Annotated in this window: 15 protein-coding genes; 4 read left to right on the forward strand and 11 right to left on the reverse strand. The window is 73.1% G+C overall.

Annotation, left to right across the window (positions count from 1 at the left end):
- Nucleotides 1-15: 15 nt before the first annotated feature.
- The 4 genes from OHL10_RS08550 to OHL10_RS08565 form a co-directional block, all read right to left on the reverse strand.
- Complete coding sequence (locus OHL10_RS08550) at nucleotides 16-933, reverse strand: carbohydrate ABC transporter permease (protein ID WP_265521782.1); 918 nt, start codon at nucleotides 931-933, stop codon at nucleotides 16-18.
- Nucleotides 930-2,072, reverse strand: a complete 1,143-nt coding sequence (locus tag OHL10_RS08555; RefSeq protein WP_265521783.1) for a carbohydrate ABC transporter permease — start codon at nucleotides 2,070-2,072, stop codon at nucleotides 930-932. Before OHL10_RS08555 ends, OHL10_RS08550 begins: the two co-directional genes overlap by 4 nt.
- Before the next feature lie 115 nt (nucleotides 2,073-2,187).
- Nucleotides 2,188-3,531, reverse strand: a complete 1,344-nt coding sequence (locus tag OHL10_RS08560) for an ABC transporter substrate-binding protein (protein WP_265521784.1) — start codon at nucleotides 3,529-3,531, stop codon at nucleotides 2,188-2,190.
- A 235-nt stretch (nucleotides 3,532-3,766) separates the two neighbouring features.
- Complete coding sequence (locus OHL10_RS08565; protein ID WP_265521785.1) at nucleotides 3,767-4,276, reverse strand: DUF2505 domain-containing protein; 510 nt, start codon at nucleotides 4,274-4,276, stop codon at nucleotides 3,767-3,769.
- 91 nt (nucleotides 4,277-4,367) lie between these two features.
- On the opposite strand from OHL10_RS08565, the gene OHL10_RS08570 reads away from it, so the two are divergent.
- Complete coding sequence (locus OHL10_RS08570) at nucleotides 4,368-5,849, forward strand: sensor histidine kinase (RefSeq protein WP_265521980.1); 1,482 nt, start codon at nucleotides 4,368-4,370, stop codon at nucleotides 5,847-5,849.
- Nucleotides 5,850-5,935: 86 nt separating this feature from the next.
- Here OHL10_RS08570 and OHL10_RS08575 read toward each other — a convergent pair whose 3' ends face one another.
- Entirely contained in the window at nucleotides 5,936-6,184 is a 249-nt protein-coding gene (locus OHL10_RS08575; protein ID WP_056645926.1) for a WhiB family transcriptional regulator, read from the reverse strand.
- Between the two features lie 269 nt (nucleotides 6,185-6,453).
- Between OHL10_RS08575 and OHL10_RS08580 the strand changes: the two genes are divergently transcribed.
- Entirely contained in the window at nucleotides 6,454-6,894 is a 441-nt protein-coding gene (locus OHL10_RS08580) for a hypothetical protein (protein WP_265521786.1), read from the forward strand.
- On the opposite strand, the gene OHL10_RS08585 is transcribed toward OHL10_RS08580, so the two are convergent.
- The 5 genes from OHL10_RS08585 to OHL10_RS08605 form a co-directional block, all read right to left on the reverse strand.
- Complete coding sequence (locus tag OHL10_RS08585) at nucleotides 6,895-11,121, reverse strand: FtsK/SpoIIIE domain-containing protein (protein ID WP_265521787.1); 4,227 nt, start codon at nucleotides 11,119-11,121, stop codon at nucleotides 6,895-6,897. It lies immediately after the preceding gene.
- A 96-nt stretch (nucleotides 11,122-11,217) separates the two neighbouring features.
- Nucleotides 11,218-13,803 (reverse strand): ABC transporter permease, encoded by a 2,586-nt coding sequence (locus tag OHL10_RS08590; RefSeq protein WP_265521788.1) that lies wholly within the window; start codon nucleotides 13,801-13,803, stop codon nucleotides 11,218-11,220.
- Nucleotides 13,803-14,600: an ABC transporter ATP-binding protein gene (locus tag OHL10_RS08595; RefSeq protein ID WP_265521789.1), complete on the reverse strand. Its 798-nt coding sequence runs from the start codon at nucleotides 14,598-14,600 to the stop codon at nucleotides 13,803-13,805. The genes OHL10_RS08590 and OHL10_RS08595 overlap by 1 nt, the downstream gene beginning before the upstream one ends.
- 232 nt (nucleotides 14,601-14,832) lie before the next feature.
- Nucleotides 14,833-15,543 (reverse strand): response regulator, encoded by a 711-nt coding sequence (locus OHL10_RS08600; RefSeq protein WP_265521790.1) that lies wholly within the window; start codon nucleotides 15,541-15,543, stop codon nucleotides 14,833-14,835.
- Nucleotides 15,540-16,880: a sensor histidine kinase gene (locus OHL10_RS08605; RefSeq protein WP_265521791.1), complete on the reverse strand. Its 1,341-nt coding sequence runs from the start codon at nucleotides 16,878-16,880 to the stop codon at nucleotides 15,540-15,542. The genes OHL10_RS08600 and OHL10_RS08605 overlap by 4 nt, the downstream gene beginning before the upstream one ends.
- A 106-nt stretch (nucleotides 16,881-16,986) precedes the next feature.
- Between OHL10_RS08605 and OHL10_RS08610 the strand changes: the two genes are divergently transcribed.
- Nucleotides 16,987-17,670 (forward strand): response regulator transcription factor, encoded by a 684-nt coding sequence (locus OHL10_RS08610; protein WP_265521792.1) that lies wholly within the window; start codon nucleotides 16,987-16,989, stop codon nucleotides 17,668-17,670.
- Nucleotides 17,671-17,696: 26 nt separating this feature from the next.
- Nucleotides 17,697-19,043 carry an ATP-binding protein gene (locus OHL10_RS08615; RefSeq protein WP_265521793.1) on the forward strand — a complete coding sequence of 449 codons (1,347 nt, stop codon included), beginning with the start codon at nucleotides 17,697-17,699 and terminating at the stop codon, nucleotides 19,041-19,043.
- Here the strand turns inward: OHL10_RS08615 and OHL10_RS08620 are convergent, their stop codons facing one another.
- On the reverse strand, nucleotides 19,044-19,544 hold the full coding sequence (locus OHL10_RS08620; RefSeq protein WP_265521794.1) for a GtrA family protein: 501 nt from the start codon (nucleotides 19,542-19,544) through the stop codon (nucleotides 19,044-19,046).
- Nucleotides 19,545-19,584 lie beyond the last annotated feature (40 nt).

Below are 19,584 nucleotides of genomic sequence, written 5' to 3' on the forward strand. Positions count from 1 at the left end.
GCCTGGGCGCCGGCGTCATCCCTTGACCGCTCCTTGCATGATGCCAGCCACGAGCTGACGACCGGTGAAGAGGAAGATCACGAGGAGGGGGAGCGTCACGAGGAAGACTCCCGCCATCACGAGCGAGTAGTCGATGAAGTAGTTGGCCTGGAGGGACCGGACGACCAGCGGGAGCGTCGGGTTGCTCTGGCTGAGGACGATCGACGGCCAGAAGAAGTTGGTCCACTGCTGCACGAACGTGAAGAGCGCGAGCATCGCGGCAGCCGGCCGGGCCGCGGGGAGCGCGATCGACCAGAACGTGCGGAACATCGACGCGCCGTCGACGCGGGCCGCCTCGATGAGCTCGTAGGGCAGCGCCTCCGAGAGGTACTGGGTCATCCAGAACACGCCGAACGCGGTGACGAGCGCCGGGACGATCACGGCCTGGAGCGTGCCGATCCACCCGAACTCGGACATGAGGATGAACAGCGGCACGACGCCGAGCTGGGTCGGGACGGCCATGGTCGCGATGATGAAGACGAGCAGGGGGCCACGACCGCGGAACCGCAGCTTCGCGAACGAGTAGCCGGCGAGGGTCGAGAAGAGCACCACGGACGCCGAGGTGACCACCGCGATGATCACGGAGTTCGCGAACGCCTTCCAGAAGTTGATGGCGTTGGACCCGACGACCTCGGCGAACTGCGTAAACAGGCTCGCGTCGGGCAGCAGCTGCGGCAGTGCACTGCGGGAGATCTCCTCGGGGGTGGAGGACCCGAGGACCAGCGTGAAGTACAGGGGGAAGATCGAGATCGCCAGCACGATCCCGAGGATCGTGTAGGTGACCCACCGCGGCCGGCGGGTCGCGCCTCCCGTGGCCTTGCGGCGCGGGTTGCGTGCCGCGGCGCGGGCGGCGCTCGGGCCGGCGGTCTGGGCGACGACGGGGAGGGAGCTCATCGCGTCCTCCGATCGGTCGGGGCGCTGTGGCGCGCGGGGGTGTCGGTCGTGGATCCGGGGTCTCGTGGTGGTCCGCCGCGGGCCGCCTTCTCCCGGGCGCGCAGCGCCGCCGTGGCGGCGCGCTGCCGGGCGCGGATCTCGACGCGTTCCTTGCGCGACACGCGTGGCCCCGCGGTGGAGATCCGCCGCGTGATGGCGAAGTTCACGAACCCGATGAGCAGGATGATGAGGAACAGGATCCAGGCGATCGCGGCCGCACGGCCGAAGTTCTTCTGGTTGCCCCAGCCGACGTCGTACAGGTAGAGCACGGTGGTCATCCACTGCCGGTCGGCGCCGCCGAGGCCCTGGGCGTCGAACACGCGCGGCTCGTCGAAGATCTGCAGGCCGCCGATCGTCGAGGTGATGACGACGAAGATGATGGTGGCGCGGATCTGCGGAACGGTCACGGAGAAGAACTGCCGCACCCGGCCTGCGCCGTCGATGATCGCGGCCTCGTAGAGCTCGCGGGGGACCGCCTGCATCGCGGCGAGGAAGATCAGGGCGTTGTAGCCGGTCCAGCGGAAGTTCACCATCGACGCGATCGCGGCGTGGCTCGCGAGGGTGTCGGCGTGCCAGCGGATCGGGTCGACGCCGAAGATGCCGAGCATCTCGTTGATGAGTCCGTACTGGTCGGCGAAGAGACGGCCGAAGATGAGGCCGACGGCGACAGGCGCCACGACGTAGGGGAGCAGGACGCCCATGCGCCAGAAGGTGGCCGCACGCAGGTTCTGGTCGAGCAGGGCGGCGATGATGATCGCGCCGATGACCTGGGGGACCGAGGAGAGCAGGAAGATCGAGAAGGTGTTGCGCAGCGACTTCCAGAACGTCGGCTGCGCGAGCACGTCCTGGTAGTTCTGGAGGCCGACGAACTCGCCCTGACCGCCGAGCAGGTTCCACTCGTGCACCGACACGATGGCCGTGTAGACGAGGGGGAAGAGCCCGGTGACCGCGAAGAGGATGAAGAACGGGGAGATGTACAGGTACGGCGAGAGCTTGACGTCCCAGCGGCCGAGCCGCTGGGAGAACCCGACACGTCGCGGTGTGCGGGTGGGGCGCTCTCCGACGCCCTGAGGGGGCTGGGTGGGGGTGAGGACGGCCATGGATCTTCCTGTGCTGGTGCGTGGGAGCCTGATCGTGGTGGTGCAGGGAGTGCGGTCCTGGGGTGCCGTGGCACCCCAGGACCGGGCCGGACGCGCGTCGCGCGTCCGGGGGTGATCAGCTCAGGCCGAGGTCCTTGAAGCCCTGGACGGCCTTGTCCCACGACGTGGTGGCGTCATCGGTCTTCTCGACGTCGACGCGCTTGATGGCGTCCTGCACCTGCTGGTGGATCGAGAAGTAGTTCGCTCCCTTGAACGGGGCGCCCTCGATGGCCTGCGCGCGGGCGGAGAAGATCTGCCCGACGGGTGCCTCGTTGAAGAACCCGTTGGTGAAGGCCTGCACGGCGTCCGAGCCCTGGGCCTCGATCTGCGAGGGGAACGTACCGGCGTTCTCGAAGGCCGTGGTCTGCTGGGCCGGGTCGGTCAGCCAGGCGGCCAGCGCCTGCGCCGCCTCGGCGTTCGGGCCCGAGGAGGGCACGGTGAGGAACGAGCCGCCCCAGTTGCCACCGCCGCCGGGGAAGACGTCCGCGACGTCCCAGCCCTCGACGCCACCGGCGCGCTCCTCGATCGGACCGGTCATCCAGGCCGGGCAGAGCATGGTGGCGAAGCCGTCGTTCTGGAACGCGGCGTCCCAGTCCCCGGACCACTGCTCGAGGCCGGCGGAGAGCCCGTTGTCGACCGACTCGGTGAGGACCGTGTCGTAGAGAGCGCTGATGTCCTCGTTGGTCGCGAGGTCCTTGGGCGTGCCGTCGGTCTCCTCGTAGGCGGCCTCGAGCTGGTTGACCATGCCCTGGTAGGTGGCCATGGCGCTGTCGTACCACCCGGCGTCGGACGCGGCGACGAACTCCTGGCCGGCCGCGAAGTAGTCGTCCCACGTCGCGTCGGCGCCGCCGAGGAGCTCGGCGACCTCCTCACGGTCCGTCGGCAGACCCGCTTCCTCGAAGAGGTCGGCGCGGTAGCAGATCGCCTCGGGGCCGATGTCGGTGCCGTACCCGATCAGCGCGCCGTCGACGGTCGTGGCCTGCTGGACCTTCCAGTCCACCCACCGTCCCTCGAGCGCCGGGTCGGAGAGGTCCGTGAAGAGGCCGGGGTACTGCATGAGCTCGGGAAGCCAGTCGACCTCGATCGCCTCGATGTCGGCGAGGCCGTCGCCACCGGCGGCGAGCTTCGTCGTGAGGTTGGTGCGGGCGTCCTCGGATCGGGCGGCCTTGACCTGCTCGACCGTGACGTTCGGGTTGGCCTCGGTGTATGCGGCGAGGAGCTCGTCGCTGTAGCCGAAGTCGTTGAACGTCGCGACCGTCAGCGTGATCTGCTCGCCACCGGCGGTGCCGTCGGTGGTGCCCTCGTCGGACGGGTCGGAGCTGTCGCCGCAGGCGGCGAGGGTGAGGGTGATGGCCGCGAGCCCCGCGGTGGCGGCGAGCGCCTTGCGGGACCGGCGGGACGTACGGGTGCTGCTCAGCACGGTGACTCCCTTGTCGATGGACGGCGTGGTAGCGCTCCCAACCATGAGGTGGTAGCGCTTCCACGAGGTGCCATGATCGTGGCGGTCGAAGGTCTGCGCTGTCAAGCACGTGGGGCGTGGACGGGGTGTGGTTGCGCTCCCACGGTGGCGTCCATGCAGGTCAGAGCGCTACATGGTCGGCGGGTGTGTCCAAATCGTTATCGTCGTCGGCTGGGGTCGTTGCCCGACGACGGTGCTACTGCGGGTGCGTGGCGAGCCACTCGGCGCCGGCGGACTCCTCGGCGGCGAGGGTCGCGCGGATCGCGGTGGCGGCCGCGTCCTCGACGGCCGCACCGAAGAGCGGCACGGACGCCTTGATCTCGCCCGTGTAGCGCTGGAGAGTCCCGTCGCCGTCGGCGACCAGGACCACCGTGCCCGTGAGGCGCACGGGGGCCCCGGCGATCTCGAGCGCGACGGTGCCCACGCGGCTCTCGCCCTCGGCCGCCTCCCAGGCCTCGGCCTGGCGGATCTCGAGCTGGCTGCCCACGAAGCCGCGCACGTGCGCCGGGATCTGGTCGGTCGGCAGGGTGCGGCGGACCACGACCGTGAAGCCCGCGTCGGGTGACCCCGTGACGTCCACCTGCTCGACCACGCTCGTCGGCCCACCGGAACGACGGGCGCGCCACCGGACGAACTCGGTGTCGGCGAGCATCGCCGCCACCCGCGTGGGGCTGGCGTCGAAGCGCTGCTCGACGGTCAGGTGCACAGGTCCTCCTCAGGGCGCGTGGTGGCTCGACTCTATCGAACCCGTCCCCGACCGCGAGCGATCACTGCGTACCCTGGTGGGCGTGTCTGCCATGAGCGATCTCATCTCCCACCACGCCGACCTCACCCCGGCGGACAACGAGTGGCTGCATCTGCTGGTGGGTGACTGGCAGGTGATCTCCGACCTCGCCTTCGCCGACCTCGTGCTGTGGATGCCCACGACGGACGGGAACTTCGTCGCGGTCTCGCAATGCCGCCCCAGCACCGGCGCGACCGTCCACTACGACGACATCGTCGGCTCGTTCGCCCCCGACGGCCAGCGCCCCCAGCTCTCCCGGGCGCTCGCCGAGTCGCGCGCCCAGCGTTCGCGCGAACCACGCTGGTTCGGTGCCTACGCGGTGCGCGAGGAGGCGATCCCGGTCGTGCACGCCGGCCGGGCGATCGCTGTCGTCGCCCGCCAGACGAACCTCGGCTCCGGCCGGACGCCGAGCCGTCTCGAGCTCAACTACGTGGAGGCCGCCGACGACCTCATCGCGATGATCTCGCGCGGTGAGTTCCCCGCGCCGAACGCTGCCACAGGTCCGCGCCGGGGTGCGCCGCGCGTGGGGGACGGTCTGATCCGCCTCAACTCGGAGGGTGAGGTGCTCTACGCCAGCCCGAACGCGCTGAGCTGCTTCCACCGGCTCGGGGTGATCGGCCCGCTGGTCGGGCGCTCGCTCATCGAGGTGACGACCGACCTCATCGAGCACCAGACCCCCGTCGACGAGTCCCTTCCCCTGGTGGTGATGGGTCGGGCTCCCTGGCGCACCGACATCGAGGCGCGGGGGGTGGCGTTGTCGTTGCGGGCGCTGCCGCTGACGGAGTCCGGGCAGCGGATCGGGGCGGTCCTGCTGTGCCGCGACGTGTCCGAGCTGCGCCGCCGTGAACGTGAGCTCATCACGAAGGACGCCACGATCCGCGAGATCCACCACCGGGTGAAGAACAACCTGCAGACCGTCGCGGCGCTCCTGCGGCTGCAGGCACGCCGGATGAACGTCCCGGAGGCGCGGGCGGCGCTCGAGGAGGCCATGCGCCGCGTGGCGACGATCGCCCTCGTCCACGAAGGGCTCTCCCAGACGCTCGACGAGGAGGTCGAGTTCGACGACATGGTGGGGCGCGCGCTGCGGCTCGCGGCCGACGTCGCGTCCGCCGACACGAGCGTGCGCACGGTACGGACGGGCAGCTTCGGGATGATCCCTGCCGAGGACGCGACCCCGCTCGCGCTGATCCTCACGGAGCTGGTGACCAACGCCGTCGAGCACGGGCTGGCCACCTCCGGCGGTGGCACGGTCGAGATCGGCGTCGAGCGGGACGGGTCAGCGCTGCGGATCGTCGTGGCGGACGACGGGGTCGGGATGCCCACCGGCGACTCCCAGCCCGCAGGGAAGGCCTCGACGAGCGGGCTGGGCACGCAGATCGTCACGACGCTCGTCACCAACGAGCTCAGCGGGAGCATCACGTGGTCGCCCCGCGAGGGTGGGGGCACCGAGGTGGTGCTGCAGGTCGTCCTGCGCGACGGCGCGCGCTCGACGTGAGGCCCGCGCCGGGCCGTGCGCGTCGGCGCAGCAAGAAGGGTCGTCACCCCGGGGGCGACGACCCTTCTCGGCAGTTCGGCGGGCGGTCAGCCGGCGCGGCGTGCGCGTGCGGTGCGGCGCTTGAGAGCGCGGCGCTCGTCCTCGGACAGGCCGCCCCAGACGCCCGCGTCCTGACCGGACTCGAGCGCCCACTTGAGGCACGTGTCGACGACGTCGCAGCGACGGCACACGGCCTTCGCCTCTTCGATCTGGAGCAGTGCCGGGCCGGTGTTCCCGATGGGGAAGAACAGCTCAGGGTCTTCGTCCAGGCAGGCTGCGCGGTGGCGCCAATCCATGAGAGATCTCCTAGGCATGATCGAGCCGGTCCTCAGAAGGACACGCGCCGGTGGACAGGGTCTGTCACGGCCGACAGGCTCAGCGGGGGGTGATTGATGCTTGAACTAGGTTCACACCTCGTGAAGCCCAGCACAAGGGGTTACCGGGAAGTTTCTTGCAGGTGAACCGTGAGGCTTCGGTCACACTTCGATGAAGGCCCAGGTCACGCGTATTCTGGGTCCTCGTGTCTCCTCCACGACCGGGGGACCACCGACCGGAGGAAGGCTCGATGACTCGTTCCGACAGCCCGGCTGAGCAACCGTCGTCGCACGGCGCCGGATCACGCCCACCAGCCCTGTGGGCGCTCCTGGCGGGGATCGCGATAGAGGTGGCCGTGCTCGTCGGTGCCGGCGGGCTCGTGCTCGTCGAGCTCGTGCTCGGACGCTCGCAGTCCGTGGGCGTCTCGGTCTTCCTCACGATCTTCGTGCTCGGCCTCGCCTGGCTGCTGGTCGCCGCGTGTCGAGGCCTGCTGCGCGGCCAGCGCTGGGGCCGGGCCCCGGTGGCGACGTGGCAGCTGCTGCAGGGTGTGGTCGCGGTGAGCTGGCTGCAGTACGAGGTGACCGTCTGGGGCGGGCTGACGCTCGCGCTGGCCGTGGTCGTCCTGGTGCTCCTCATGATCCCGGCGGTCGTCGTCTCGACGACGCGCGACTCGGCTCGACCCACCACCTGATCACCGGTCCGCAGTGCCCGTCCAGGTGCTGTCCGCCACCTGCACGGGGACCACGGAGCGACCCTGGACGACGACACCTCGTCCGGGGTGGGGCGGTCCCGGGTCGGTGTGGTGGTCCAGCGGCACCCCGAAGACCTCGGCGCTGCCACGCTCGCCCGGTGCGAGGACGACGCCGCACCGCCAGGTCCGCAGCTCGGCGAGGGCGCCCCGCAGCGCCAGGCCCGCTCCCATCGTCCCGGCACCTGCCAGCAGCGCCCAGCCGTCCCGGCACATGTCGGCGAGCGTCTCGTTCTCGAGAGGGCAGTGCTGAGCGAGGACGTCCAGGTCGTCCACGACGAGCACACCGGGCGGGTGCGCGCGCAGCTCGTCGAGCAGCCCTCCGAGCGGAGCCGCGGCGAACCGGGCGAGTGTCAGCACGTCACCGCCGTCACCGCCGACACCGAGGCCGGCGGAGGTGAGCGTCCGGTCGCGGGCGAGCACCGCCCGCAGCGTGCCCGTCGTGGCGGCGGCGCGGGCGAGCAGGGTGAGCGCGGTCGTGCGACCGCTCCCGGGCGGGCCCACGACGAGCGCGCCCTCGTGGGCGTCGAGGGTGACGGGCCCTCCGTGGTCGCCACCGAGGCCGACGACGACCCGGTCGAGCCCGGCGGTCCGGGCGCCGAGGTCGGCGAGCCGTACGTGGCGGGGGAGCGGCTCGAGCCGTATCGGCTCGTGCACCTCGGCCGTCCCGACGCCGCGCCGGGCCGCGGCGGGGCCGCCCCGGGCGATCTGGCACTCGACGGCTCCGTCCCGCCCGAGCCAGACGGCGCGACCTGGCCGCCCGCCACGGCCGGCCAGCGGGCCGGGGACCCCCAGCGCGACGTCGTCGTGCTTGTCGGTCGACGACAGGACGAGCCGCGGTCCGGTCCGGTGGGCGAGCCCGCCGAGGGTCGGCCCGTCCGCGGTCACCGCGAACGCCACGCCGTGCGCGTCGCCGAGGACGTCGGCGAGCAGGTCGGCGCCCGCACCGCCGCCGAGCGGGGCGAGGGCGCCGCGCAGGCCCTCCACGCCGTCGACGAGGACGAGGGTCCGCACGGGCACGGGCACGGGCACGGGCGCAGGCGCAGGCACAGGCGCCGGTGTCGCGAGGGGCGCGAGCGGCTGGGCGGAGGCCGCCTTCACGGTCAGCAGCCGCAGCAGCCGCGCGACGCGCCGTGGGTCGTCCCGGTCCACGACGGTGCCGACGCCGGGGTGGTCGATCAACTCGCCCATGTCCGCGGGAGCCGCGACCAGGTGAACGTGCCAGCCGCGGTCCACGGCGGCCGCAGCCAGCGTGCGCAGGGCGGTCGAGCGGCCGGAGCGCGACCGTCCGACGACGGCGAGATGACCGTCGTCGGGGTCCCACGAGACGACGGTGCGCCGCTGCTCGTCGGGGAGGTCGCCGAGGGCGAGCGGCAGAGTCCGGTCGGTCCCGTTGAGGTCGTCGGTCCCGTCGAGTCCGTGGAGCTCGTCGAGCTCGACGGACGACGGCAGTCCCGGTAGCCACGGCGGTGCCGCGGGGTGAAGGCCAGCGGAGGCGGCCGCGGCGCGCGCGGCGTCGACCAGCGAGCGGACGACGCCAGGGTCGGCGGTCGGGGCCCGCGTGGTCCTGGGGAGCCGGCCCCAGGGGCGGGCGCGACGCACAGGAGCGGCGACCGGCCGCGGGATCCCGGCCGCGTGCGCGCACTGCACGACCGTCGCGGGTGCCGACGCGTGCCGCAGGATGACCCGACCGGGTGCGGTCGCGGGGATGCGGGCCGCGTGCGGAACCTCGACGACGTCCTGGGAGTCTCCGGGGTCGACGACTCGCAGGGCGAGGCGCAGCGTGATGTTCGCCCGCATGTCGGCGCTCACCGCACCTGCCGGACGCTGGGTGGCCAGCACCAGGTGGACCCCGAGGGAGCGGCCCTGCGCGGCGACCCGGAGCAGACCCGGCAGGAAGTCCGGCAGCTCGTCGGCCATGGCGCGGAACTCGTCGATCACCACGACGAGCCGGGGCAGCACGCCCGGCGGGAGGTCGTCGAGACGGGCGACCCCGGCGTCGGCGAGGACGTGCTCGCGGCGCCGGAGCTCGGCGCGCAGGCCGGCGAGCGCCCGGCCGGCGAGACCGGGCTCGAGGTCAGTGACCTGCCCGACCACGTGGGGGAGGCGGACGCAGTCGCCGAAGCTCGCGCCGCCCTTGTAGTCGACGAGCGCGAACGCGAGGTCGCGCGGTGACGTGGTCAGTGCCAGGCCGAGCACGAGCGACTGCAGCAGCTCCGACTTGCCGGCACCGGTGGTGCCGGCGACCAGCGCGTGCGGGCCGTGCCGCCGGAGGTCGACGACGACCGGTCGCCCGTCCGGACCGATGCCGAGCGGGACGGCCAGCCGCGCCACGTCTGCGGCCCAGCGGTCCGCCACCCAACGCTCCGTCGTCGGCTCGCACGTCAGCCCGTCCGCGGGCGCACCGAGCAGCTCCCCGAGCGCGACCGTGCCGGGCAGGGCCGCCGACGTCGGGTCCGCACGACCGGTGTCCGTGGTTCCCGGTGCGCCGAGCAGGCGGCCCGCGGGGTCGGCCCCGTCCACGTCGTCGGTGGCCGGCCAGCGACCCAGGTGCGCCGCGGCGGCGACATGTCGTGCGAACGCCTCCGCCCAGTCGGTGCTGACCCCGGTGTGCGCCTCCGTGCGACCGACGCCGTCGGGCATCGACCAGCGAGCGCGATCTCGCCGCACGTCGAGCACGGTGCGGCACCAGGCGGGGACCGCCTCGGGGTCGCGGGCGACGAGGACGACGGGTTCGGTCGGCCCACGGGACCACCAGGCTGCCAGGTCCGCCGACCAGTCGGGGCAGAGGCCGTCCACGACGAGCACCCGGGGGCTGGGAGCAGGCGCGGCGAGGTCGGCGCGCCGCAGCCTCGCTGAGCCGGGGATCCAGCGGCACCACGCCCAGTCCGCGGTGTGCGCGTCGGTGTGCGCGACGCCGATCGTGCGGCCTCCGGCGACGAGCTCGGCGAGGATCGCGCGCGCCGCGGCCGGGGCGCGGTCCCGTGGCCCGACGACGGCGAGGCAGCCGTCCGGGAGGTCAGGAACGTCCGCCGGTCCGTGATCGGGCGTCCTCGGCGGGACACCCCGGCTGCGTCGACGGTCACCGTCCTGCGCGGCGTCGCCCGGTGCGACGTGCGCGGCGATCGCGCTCGTCAGCGCGTCGCAGGGTCGCGGGTGCAGCGGGTCCGGCCGACCGACGTGCTCGCCTGCCGAACCGGCGCCCGCTCCGCCCGCCGCACCGGACGACGCAGCGGCGCGCACCCGGTCCGTCCCTCCGCCGACGTCGCGCCCCGTGCCGGGCCCTGCGCCGCCCCCGTGCGGACCTGCGGCCGCCCGCCGGGCCGCGCGCCTACGCCGGGCGTCGAGCAGGAGAGGTACCAGCAGCGTGAGGGGACCGACGAGCGCGAAGAGCAGGAAGAGCGGCTGCCGGTACACGGCGGCCATCGCGACCGACGCGACGGCGGGAGTCAGGGCCATCGCGAGCGTGGCTCCGAGCGGGGTGCGGTGGGACGCGGCGCCCTCGTCCGGCACCCGTGGCACGGTACGCCCGGCGAACGAGACCGCCGCGAGGTCGGGCCGTGCGCGCAGCGAGTAAACCTCGCCGTCGAGGAGGAGGCTCGTGCCGACCCGCCACGTGCGCCAGCGTCGCGGGACGAGCCGTCTCCGGGGTTCGCGCCCGGCGCGCGACCAGCGTGTCGCGTGCGGCGCCGCGACCCGGACCCGTGGTGCTCGCCCGGAGCGCCGGGCCCGCACCTGCCGCACCCGCAGTCGGCCGACCTGCGTGCCGTCGTCCTGCCCGCCGCACTGCCGAGCGTCCTGCCCGCCCGGGCGTCCGTCGGTGACCGGGTGCAGCGTGCCCGCCCGTGCGCCCGCGGTGCGGGCGACGTGGAACGCCGAGCGCAGCGCGTCCGCGGCCGTGGCCGGGTCGACGGGGCCGGTCCGTGCTCCGGCCGGACGCAGGACCGCACCGGGCAGGACGGGTCGGGTCCCGAGGACGTGGTCGTCCCCGAGCACCGTCCTGCCGACGGCGAGCGGGGTGGTGAGGAGCTCGGGGCGGCACAGGAGCCCGGCGAGCTCGCCGCGCAGCGCGGCGACCCGGGTGCCGGCGGCGACGAGGACGTCGGTGCCCGGGTGCACCGTGAGACGGATCGGGTGGGACGGGTCGAGGTCGTCGGGAGCGAGGGGCACGCGACGATCATGGCCCGCGCGCACGCCCTGGACGCACGAAGGTGGTGGGCCTGTGGACAACGTGTCCGCAGGCCCACCACCCGGTGGAGCCGATCGTCAGTCGACGGCGAGCGCCGCGACCGGCGACGTCCGGGCGGCCGCCCGGCCCGGGACGATCGACGCGAGCAGGCCGGCGACGAGCGCCACGACGAGCACGATCGCGATGTCGCGCCAGGGCACGGCCAGCGAGACGTCGCCCATGGCGCTGAGCGCCGTCGCGGAACCGGCCCAGCCGTAGAGCAGGCCGAGCGCCACGCCGAGCAGCGCGCCGACGCCGGCGATGAGCATGCCCTCGATGGCCAGCATCGACCTCAGCTGACCCCGGCTCAGGCCGATCGCCCGCAGCGTCGCGGACTCGCGACGCCGCTCGATGACGGAGAGCGACAGGGTGTTCGCCACCCCGATGAGCGCGATGACGACCGCGACCCCGAGGAGTCCGACGATGACCGCGAGCACCGTGTCGACGACCTGCTGGAACATGGCGCGCTCGACCGCCGCCCCGACGACCTCGACCGGGACGGTGCTCTCGGAGAGCGTGTCCTGGAGGCCCGGGACGATCGAGGCCGCGTCGGTGACGTCCTCCAGACCCAACCACACCCGCGTGACGACCGCGGCGTCGTCGAGCTCCGCCATGGTGGACGTCGACACGATGAAGGCCTGACCGGGCATGTCCGTGACCGAGACCGTGCGCTCGACCGACCCGGTGGGCCCGTCGATGGTCAGGGTGTCGCCGTCGGCGATGCCCAGCCACTCGCTCTCCGTCCGGGGTATGACCACCGTGCCGTCGTCGAGGCCGGCGAGGAGGTCCGGCGAGCGCACCAGGCCGGTCGCGGACTGCGGATCGACGCCGCGCACCAGGACCTCGTAGTCGCCGTCGGTCGCCGGGACGGTCGTCCTCGTCGCGGTGAGCTCGGTGACGTCGCGCACCCCCGCGGCGCTGCGCATCCCGGCGAGCATGGCCGCCGGGATCTCGTCGCTGACGCCGTTGCCGTACTCGTCGTACTGGTCGGTCGTCACGGACACGTCGACCGGGTACCGGTCGTCCAGCTCGGAGTCCAGGCTCGTGCGGGCGCTCGCGGCCCCCGTCGACATCATGGCCACGAGGGTCACGCCGATGAGCAGGGCGGTGCTGGTGGCGGCGGTCCGACGCGGGTTGCGCAGCGTGTTGGCCGTCGCGAGCCGGGCGGTGCTCCCCGACCCGGCCACGAGCCGCCCGACGAGCGAGACGACCTTCGGCAGCCAGAAGATCGCGCCCAGCAGGACGCCCACGAAGGAGAGCGCGCCGCCGAGGACACCGACGAGGATGCCGACCTCCGCGTTGCCGTTGCCTCCGAGCACGATGCCGCCGGTCAGCAGGAGCGCACCGCTGACGACCAGCAGCGAGGCCAGGACGAGGCGGACGCGGCCGGCCCCGGACGACAGAGTGGGCGCGTCGCCCGGTCGCAGCGCGGCCAGCGGCGCGACCCTGGTCGCGGCCCGGGCAGGTGCGAGCGAGGCGAGCACGGTGACGGCCGTACCGACGAGCAGGGGGACCAGGACGATGCCGGCGGTGATCTGCACCGTCGACGGCAGGGGGATGCCGAGGTCCATCCCGCCGAGGACCACGAGGGCGATCTGCGTGAGGCCCGCACCGAGGACGATCCCGCCGATCGAGGACAGGACGCCGAGGACGGTGGCCTCGAAGAGCACGGAGCGGGCGAGCTGTGCGCGGTTGGCGCCGACGCAGCGCAGCAGGGCGAGCATCCGCGTGCGCTGGGCCACGAGGACCTGGAAGGTGTTGGCGATGACGAGCGCGGCAACGAGCAGCGCGATCCCGGCGAAGCCGAGGATGACCTTGGTGAACACGTCCTCGTCACCGGTCAGGGAGGCGGCCTGCTGGACCGCGTACTCGTCAGCGGTCAGCGCCTGCGCACCGGGCAGCGCAGCCTCGAGCTCGGCCCGCGTCTGCTCGAGGCCCGCGGAGGTGTCGACCGCGACCATGATCGCGCCGTAGGTGGGACCGGGCGACTCGGGGTCGCTCTGCTCGGCCCAAGCCTGGAGGTCGGACGCTGAGACGACGGCGGCGCCACCCATCTTGGCGTAGGCACCGAAGGGGTCGCGCAGCGTCCCGACGAGCGTGAGGTCCTCGGTCACGTCGGTCCACTCGGCGAGGGCGTCCTCCTGGCCGGCGGGACCGGGCTCCCAGACGAAGCGCGCGAGGCGGACGGTGTCGCCGGGCGTGACGTCGAACCGCTCGGCCAGCGCCTCGGGGAGCGCGATCTCGCCGGAGTCGGCGGGCATCGCCCCGGCGACGACCTCCTGAGGCTGGAACCGGTCGTCGGTCGGGGTCGGGACGACGATCTGGTAGGTGCGCCTCGACCCCGCCGACAGCTCGAAGCTGCTCAGCGACGTGGCGTCGGCGGCGTCGACGCCCGGGACCGACCGGGCCGCCTCGACGTCGTCCACGGTGAACGACTCGTCGGCGCTGACGACGAGGTCGGAACGGGCGAACTGCGCCGCGATCGAGTCGGTCGTGGTGGTGCTGATGATGTTGCCGACCAGGAGCGTGGCGGTGACGAACGCCGTGCCGAGGACGATGGCGATGCCGGCGGCCGTGAGCCGACCGATGCTGCGGCGCATCTGCGCCAGGGTGAGGCGGACCATCAGGAGCCCACCGCCGCGACGTCGTCGATCGTGCGCAGCGCGTCGAGCCCGGCGAGCACCGACTCGGGCGTGGGGTCGAGGATGTCGCCGGCGATCGCGCCGTCGGCGATGAGCACGACACGGTCCGCGTAGGCGGCTGCCGCGGGGTCGTGGGTGACCATGATGATGGTGCGTCCGAGCTCGCGCACCGAACGGCGCAGGAAGCTGAGGACCTCGGCTCCGGAGCGCGAGTCGAGGTTGCCCGTGGGCTCGTCCGCGAAGACGACCTCCGGCTTGGCGATGAGCGCGCGGGCGATCGCCACCCGCTGCTGCTGGCCGCCGGAGAGCTCGCTCGGCCGGTGGCTCAGCCGGGCACCGAGGCCGAGGGTCTGGACGAGCGTGTCGAACCACGCGTCGTCGACCTTGTTCCCGGCGAGCTCCACCGGCAGCGTGATGTTCTGCGCGGCGCTGAACATGGGCAGGAGATTGAAGGACTGGAACACGAAGCCGACGCGGTCGCGGCGCAGCCGGGTCAGGTCGTTGTCGCTCAGCCGGGTGACCTCGGTGCCGCCGATGAACGCCTGACCCGACGTCGCGGAGTCGAGGCCGGCGAGCAGGTGCATCAGGGTGGACTTGCCGGACCCCGACGGCCCCATGATCGCGGTGAAGTGGCCCTGCTCGAAGTCGACGTCCACGCTCTCGAGCGCGTGCACCGCCGCCTCGCCGGTGCCGTAGGTCTTCGTCAGCGCGCGGGCCCGTACTGCTGGTGCTGCGCCGGTGCCCTGGTTGTCGAGGGGTTGGTACACGGTCGTGTCCACGGTGTCTCCTGGTGCGAGGCGGTTCGATGAGGTGCGGGGAACCGGCCGTAGCGACGGCCGTCCCGCTCGACACCGACACTACGAACCCGCTGGTGCGTGTCACATCCGGCGAGGGTGGGGTCCGTCGCCGGTCCGGGTCATCCCCTGGTCGTACGTCGGGTGCGCCCGCACCCGACCCGGGACGGGGCGACGGCGGTGGGTGCGGTCGGTGGCGCGCGTGCCGGTACGCGCGTCAGGACCCCGGGCGCACCAGGCCGGTCTCGTAGGCGGTGACCACGGCCTGCACGCGGTCGCGCGCGCCCAGCTTGGCGAGGATCCGCCCCACGTGGGTCTTCACGGTCGCCTCGGCGACGAAGAGCTCCGTCCCGATCTCCGTGTTCGACCGGCCGCGCGCCATGAGCACGAGCACCTCGCGCTCGCGGTCGGTGAGCCCGGCGACGGAGTCGTGCGCGGGGGAGTCCGCGGCCTGCTCCGCGGGCAGGGCCACGACGAGGTGCTCGAGGAGCCGCCGTGTCGAGGACGGCGCGATGACCGCGTCGCCGCGATGCACGGTACGGATCGCGGCCAGCATCTCCTCGGGAGGGGCGTCCTTGAGCAGGAACCCGCTCGCGCCCGCCCGGATCGCCTCCAGGACGTACTCGTCCAGGTCGAACGTGGTGAGGACGATCACCCGGGGTGCGTACCCGCCGTCGGCTGCCGCGGCGGTCAACCGCGCGGTGGCCTGGAGCCCGTCGAGGTGGGGCATCCGGACGTCCATGAGCACGACGTCGACGGCGTGGTCCGCGAGGACGCGCACCGCCTGCAGGCCGTCCCCGGCCTCGACGGCGACCGTGAGGTCGGGCTGGGAGTCGATCACCATGCGGAAGCCGGCCCGGACGAGCTGCTGGTCGTCGACGAGCGCGACGCGGATCGGGTCGGCTGCGGGGGGTGTGTGCTCGCTCATGGTTCCTGTCTCGCGGGTGGTGTGCTCATCATGCCCGACCCGCCGTCGTCGGCCACCGCGGCGGGGCCGCGGGGCGGGGCCGGGGGGATCGGCATGGTGAACCGGACGCGGAAACCGCCGCCGGGGCGGGGACCGGCGGTGATGGTCCCGCCGAAGATCGCGGCACGCTCGCGCATGCCCAGCAGCCCGAAGCCGGGCGAGGACTCGGCGCGGGCGGACGCGCCCCGCCCGTCGTCGTCCACCTCGAGGTGCAGGGTGTCGACCTTCCACCGCACGACGACGGTCACGGCAGGGTCGGGCCCGGCGTGCTTGAGGACGTTCGTCAGGGCTTCCTGGCATACGCGGTAGACCGTGAGGCCCGCGCCGGGGGGGAGCTGGCGAGCGGTGCCGATCCGGACGAGCGAGACGCGCAGTCCGCTGGCCCGCACCTGGGCGACGAGGGACTCGAGGTCCCCGGACGCGGGCTGGGGCGACCGGTCTGCCTCGCCCGCGGGGGCGGGTGCGCGGGGGGCGCCGGCGCCGTCCTCCGCCGCTCCGGGGCCGTCGCCGCCCGAGCGCAGCACGCCGAGCAGGCGCCGCATGTCGGCCAGGGCGGCCCGGCCGGTGTCGGACACGGTGCTCAGGGCGCGGGTCGCGGCCTCGGGGTCCGCGGTCGCGGCGTACCGGCCGCCGTCGGCCTGCGCGATGATCACCGAGAGGGAGTGCGCGACGATGTCGTGCATCTCGCGCGCGATCCTGGACCGTTCGGCCGCGGTGGCGATCTGCGCCTGCTGATCGCGCTCGATCTCGAGGCGCCGGGCACGGTCGCGCAGGGCGTCGAGGGTCTCGCGGCGCGAGCGCCGCAGGAGACCGAAGGCCCAGACCGCCAGGAAGAGGGTCCCGCCGAACGCCGTCGAGAAGAACACCATGATCGCCATGTCGGCGGAGTTGCCGGCCTGCAGCCCGAGGCCCACTCCGAGGGCGAACGCCCCGAGCAACGAGGCCACGATCGCGGTGCGGTGGGCCCATCGTGGGCCGTACACGGTGACGGAGAACAGGGCGACGAGGACGGCAAAGTCGGCGGGCAGCACCACGAGCAGCCCTGTCAGCATGTGCGCCAGTGCGACGACGAACACGGCGACCGCCGAGGCGACGGGTCGCACGCGCCGCCAGGGGAGGGGCGCGAGGAGGAGCGCAGCCCAGATCGCCGCCCATCCGGGTGATGGGCCCACGACCATCTCGACGGGTGCGGCGGCCGCCGCGGGGACGACGACGGCGGCCACGACGAGCGTCGCGGCCAGGTCCACGCCGAAGCGGTGCTCGTCGGACCAGCGGCCCAGTCGTTCGTACCAACCCATGCGCCTCAGCGTAGGCTCGGGCCGCCTCCCACGACGTCCCCCTGCGGTCGCACGAGGGCGCTGCGGAGATAGGGTCAAAGTCGTAGAGATGCCCTAGCATGATCGAATGACCCACGTACTGCTAGCGGAGGACGACCCGGCGATTGCCGAACCTTTGGCGCGCGCGCTGACGCGTGAGGGTTACGACGTCGTCGTGCATGGAACAGGTCAAGGTGCCATCGATGCCGCCGGGTCCGCGGACATCGTCGTCCTCGATCTCGGTCTCCCTGACATGGACGGCCTCGACGTCGCACGTGAGATCCGCAACAAGGGGCTGACCACGCCGGTCCTCGTGCTGACGGCCCGCGCCGACGAGGTGGACCTCGTCGTCGGCCTCGACGCGGGCGCCGACGACTACGTGACGAAGCCTTTTCGCCTCGCCGAGCTGCTCGCGCGCGTGCGCGCCCTCCTGCGCCGCACCCACGGCGAGACCGGCGAGGAGGAGGAGCTCTCCGCGCAGGACGTGCGGATCGACGTCTCCGCGCACCGGGCTTTCCAGAGCGACCGCGAGCTGCACCTGACGACGAAGGAGTTCGAGCTGCTGCGCGTGCTCATCGCCAACGCCGGCTCGGTCGTCGTCCGCGACATGCTCATGCGGGACGTCTGGGGGTCGGAGCCCGTCGGGTCGACCAAGACCCTCGACATGCACGTGTCGTGGCTGCGCCGAAAGCTCGGTGACGACGCCAACAGTCCTCGCTACGTCTCGACGGTGCGTGGGCTCGGCTTCCGCTTCGAGACGGGCGAGAGCTGACCGACGACGCGGGCGAGGAGTAGGTCGTGCGGCGCCGGGTGCTGCAGGCGACGGTGGCCGCCGTCGCCGTCGCCGTCATCCTGCTCGGCTTCCCGCTCGCCTTCTTCGGTGCCCAGTTCGTCCTGACGAGCGCGAACGACCAGCTCACGGGTCGGCTGACGAACCTGACCCGCACGGTCGAGACCCGGCTGGAGCAGGGCGAGGAGATCCCCCAGCAGACGCTCGACAACGCCGCAGAGGGCCGCCCGGACGAGTCCAGCGTCGAGGTGTTCGTCCAGCTCCCGGACGCGACGCAGCTGACGGCAGGGGAGCCCATCAGCGGGGAGACGCGCGTCGTCGCGCAGCCGACCGAGTCGGGCGCCCTCGTGGTGATGAGGGCGTCGTACTGGGACGCCTACCTGCGGGCCGTCCAGGTGATCTTCCTCGTGGTGGCGGCGTCCGTGGTCGCGTTCGCTGCGGGCATCGCCATGGCGGTCTGGCAGGCGAACCGGCTCTCCGCCCCCTTGGTGTACCTCGCGGCGTCGGCCGAGCAGCTGGGCTCGGGTCAGGTCCGGCCGCGGCTCGATCCGTCGGGTGTGGAGGAGATCGACCTCGTGGCCGCCGAGCTGGCGCGCAGCTCGGACCGGATGGCCGGTCGCCTGGCGGCCGAGCGCCAGTTCGCCTCCGACGCCTCCCACCAGCTGCGGACGCCGCTCACCGCCCTGTCGATGCGTCTGGAGGAGATCGCGCTCGCCTCGTCGGACGAGGACGTCCGCGAGGAAGCGCGCATCTCGCTGGAGCAGGTCGAGCGGCTCGTGACCGTCGTCGACGACCTGCTCACGCGCTCACGCCGTGCGCAGGGCGGTACGACGGAGGCGGTGCACCTCATCGAGGTGGTCCGCCAGCAGGAGGAGGAGTGGGTCCCGACCTTCACGAAGGCGGGCCGCGACCTCGTGGTCGACGTGTCGGACGACTTCCAGGTCCTGGCGACCCCCGGCGCGCTCGCGCAGGTGCTGGCGACCCTCATCGAGAACTCCCTCAAGCACGGCGGGGGGACCACCACGGTCCGCGCTCGCCCGTCGGGCACGAGCGGCGCCGTCGCCGTCGAGGTGAGCGACGAGGGCCCGGGCGTGCCCGACGACATCGCGCCGCGCATCTTCGAGCGCGAGGTCACCTCGGGGGCGGGTACTGGCCTGGGTCTCGCGCTCGCCCGCGACCTCGCTGCGGCGGACGGCGGACGGCTCGAGCTGGCGCAGCGCCGGCCGCCGGTCTTCGCCCTGTTCCTCGCCGGCGTGCCCCGGCTGCTCGACCCGCAGGTCATCCTGCCGGCCGGCACGTCGATCTCGTCCCGCGGTCGTCGAAAGCGGCGGGGGCAGCAGCCCGAGGGCGAGTGATCAGCCGGGCGCGCCGGTGAAGACGAACCGGCGGTAGGCGAAGTACCGGAACGCCGTCCCGAGGACGAGGCCCACGACGTTCGCGGAGATGTTCATCGCGAGCGGCGAGGTCAGCCCGAGCACGTAGGTCGACACCGCGAGGCAAGCGACGGCGATGAGCATGCCGCCGAGGTTCACCACCACGAACCCTGCGAGCTCCCTGCCTCGAGCCGCCCGGCGACGGTCCGCGAAGGTCCAGTACCGGTTGCCCAGCCAGGCCACGAGCGTGGCGACGGCGACGGAGACGACCTTGGCGGTCAGCGGCTTGTGCCCGAGGATCTCTCCCGGACCGAAGCTGAGCAGGTTGAACAGCCCGAGGTCCACGACGTAGGCGACCGCGCCCACGGAGCCGAATCGCGCGAGCTCGGCGACCCGGCGCGCGACCCGGCCGCGGAGCGTGCGCGGTGCCGCCGCGGCGTCGAGCGGCGGCCCACCGGTGGCCTCACGGACGTCGCTGCTCATCTCCGCAGGGTACTCGTACCGCCTGGGCGCACGGGCGGCG

This window comes from Oerskovia flava (assembly GCF_026163685.1).
GTDB classification, from domain to species: domain Bacteria; phylum Actinomycetota; class Actinomycetes; order Actinomycetales; family Cellulomonadaceae; genus Oerskovia_A; species Oerskovia_A flava.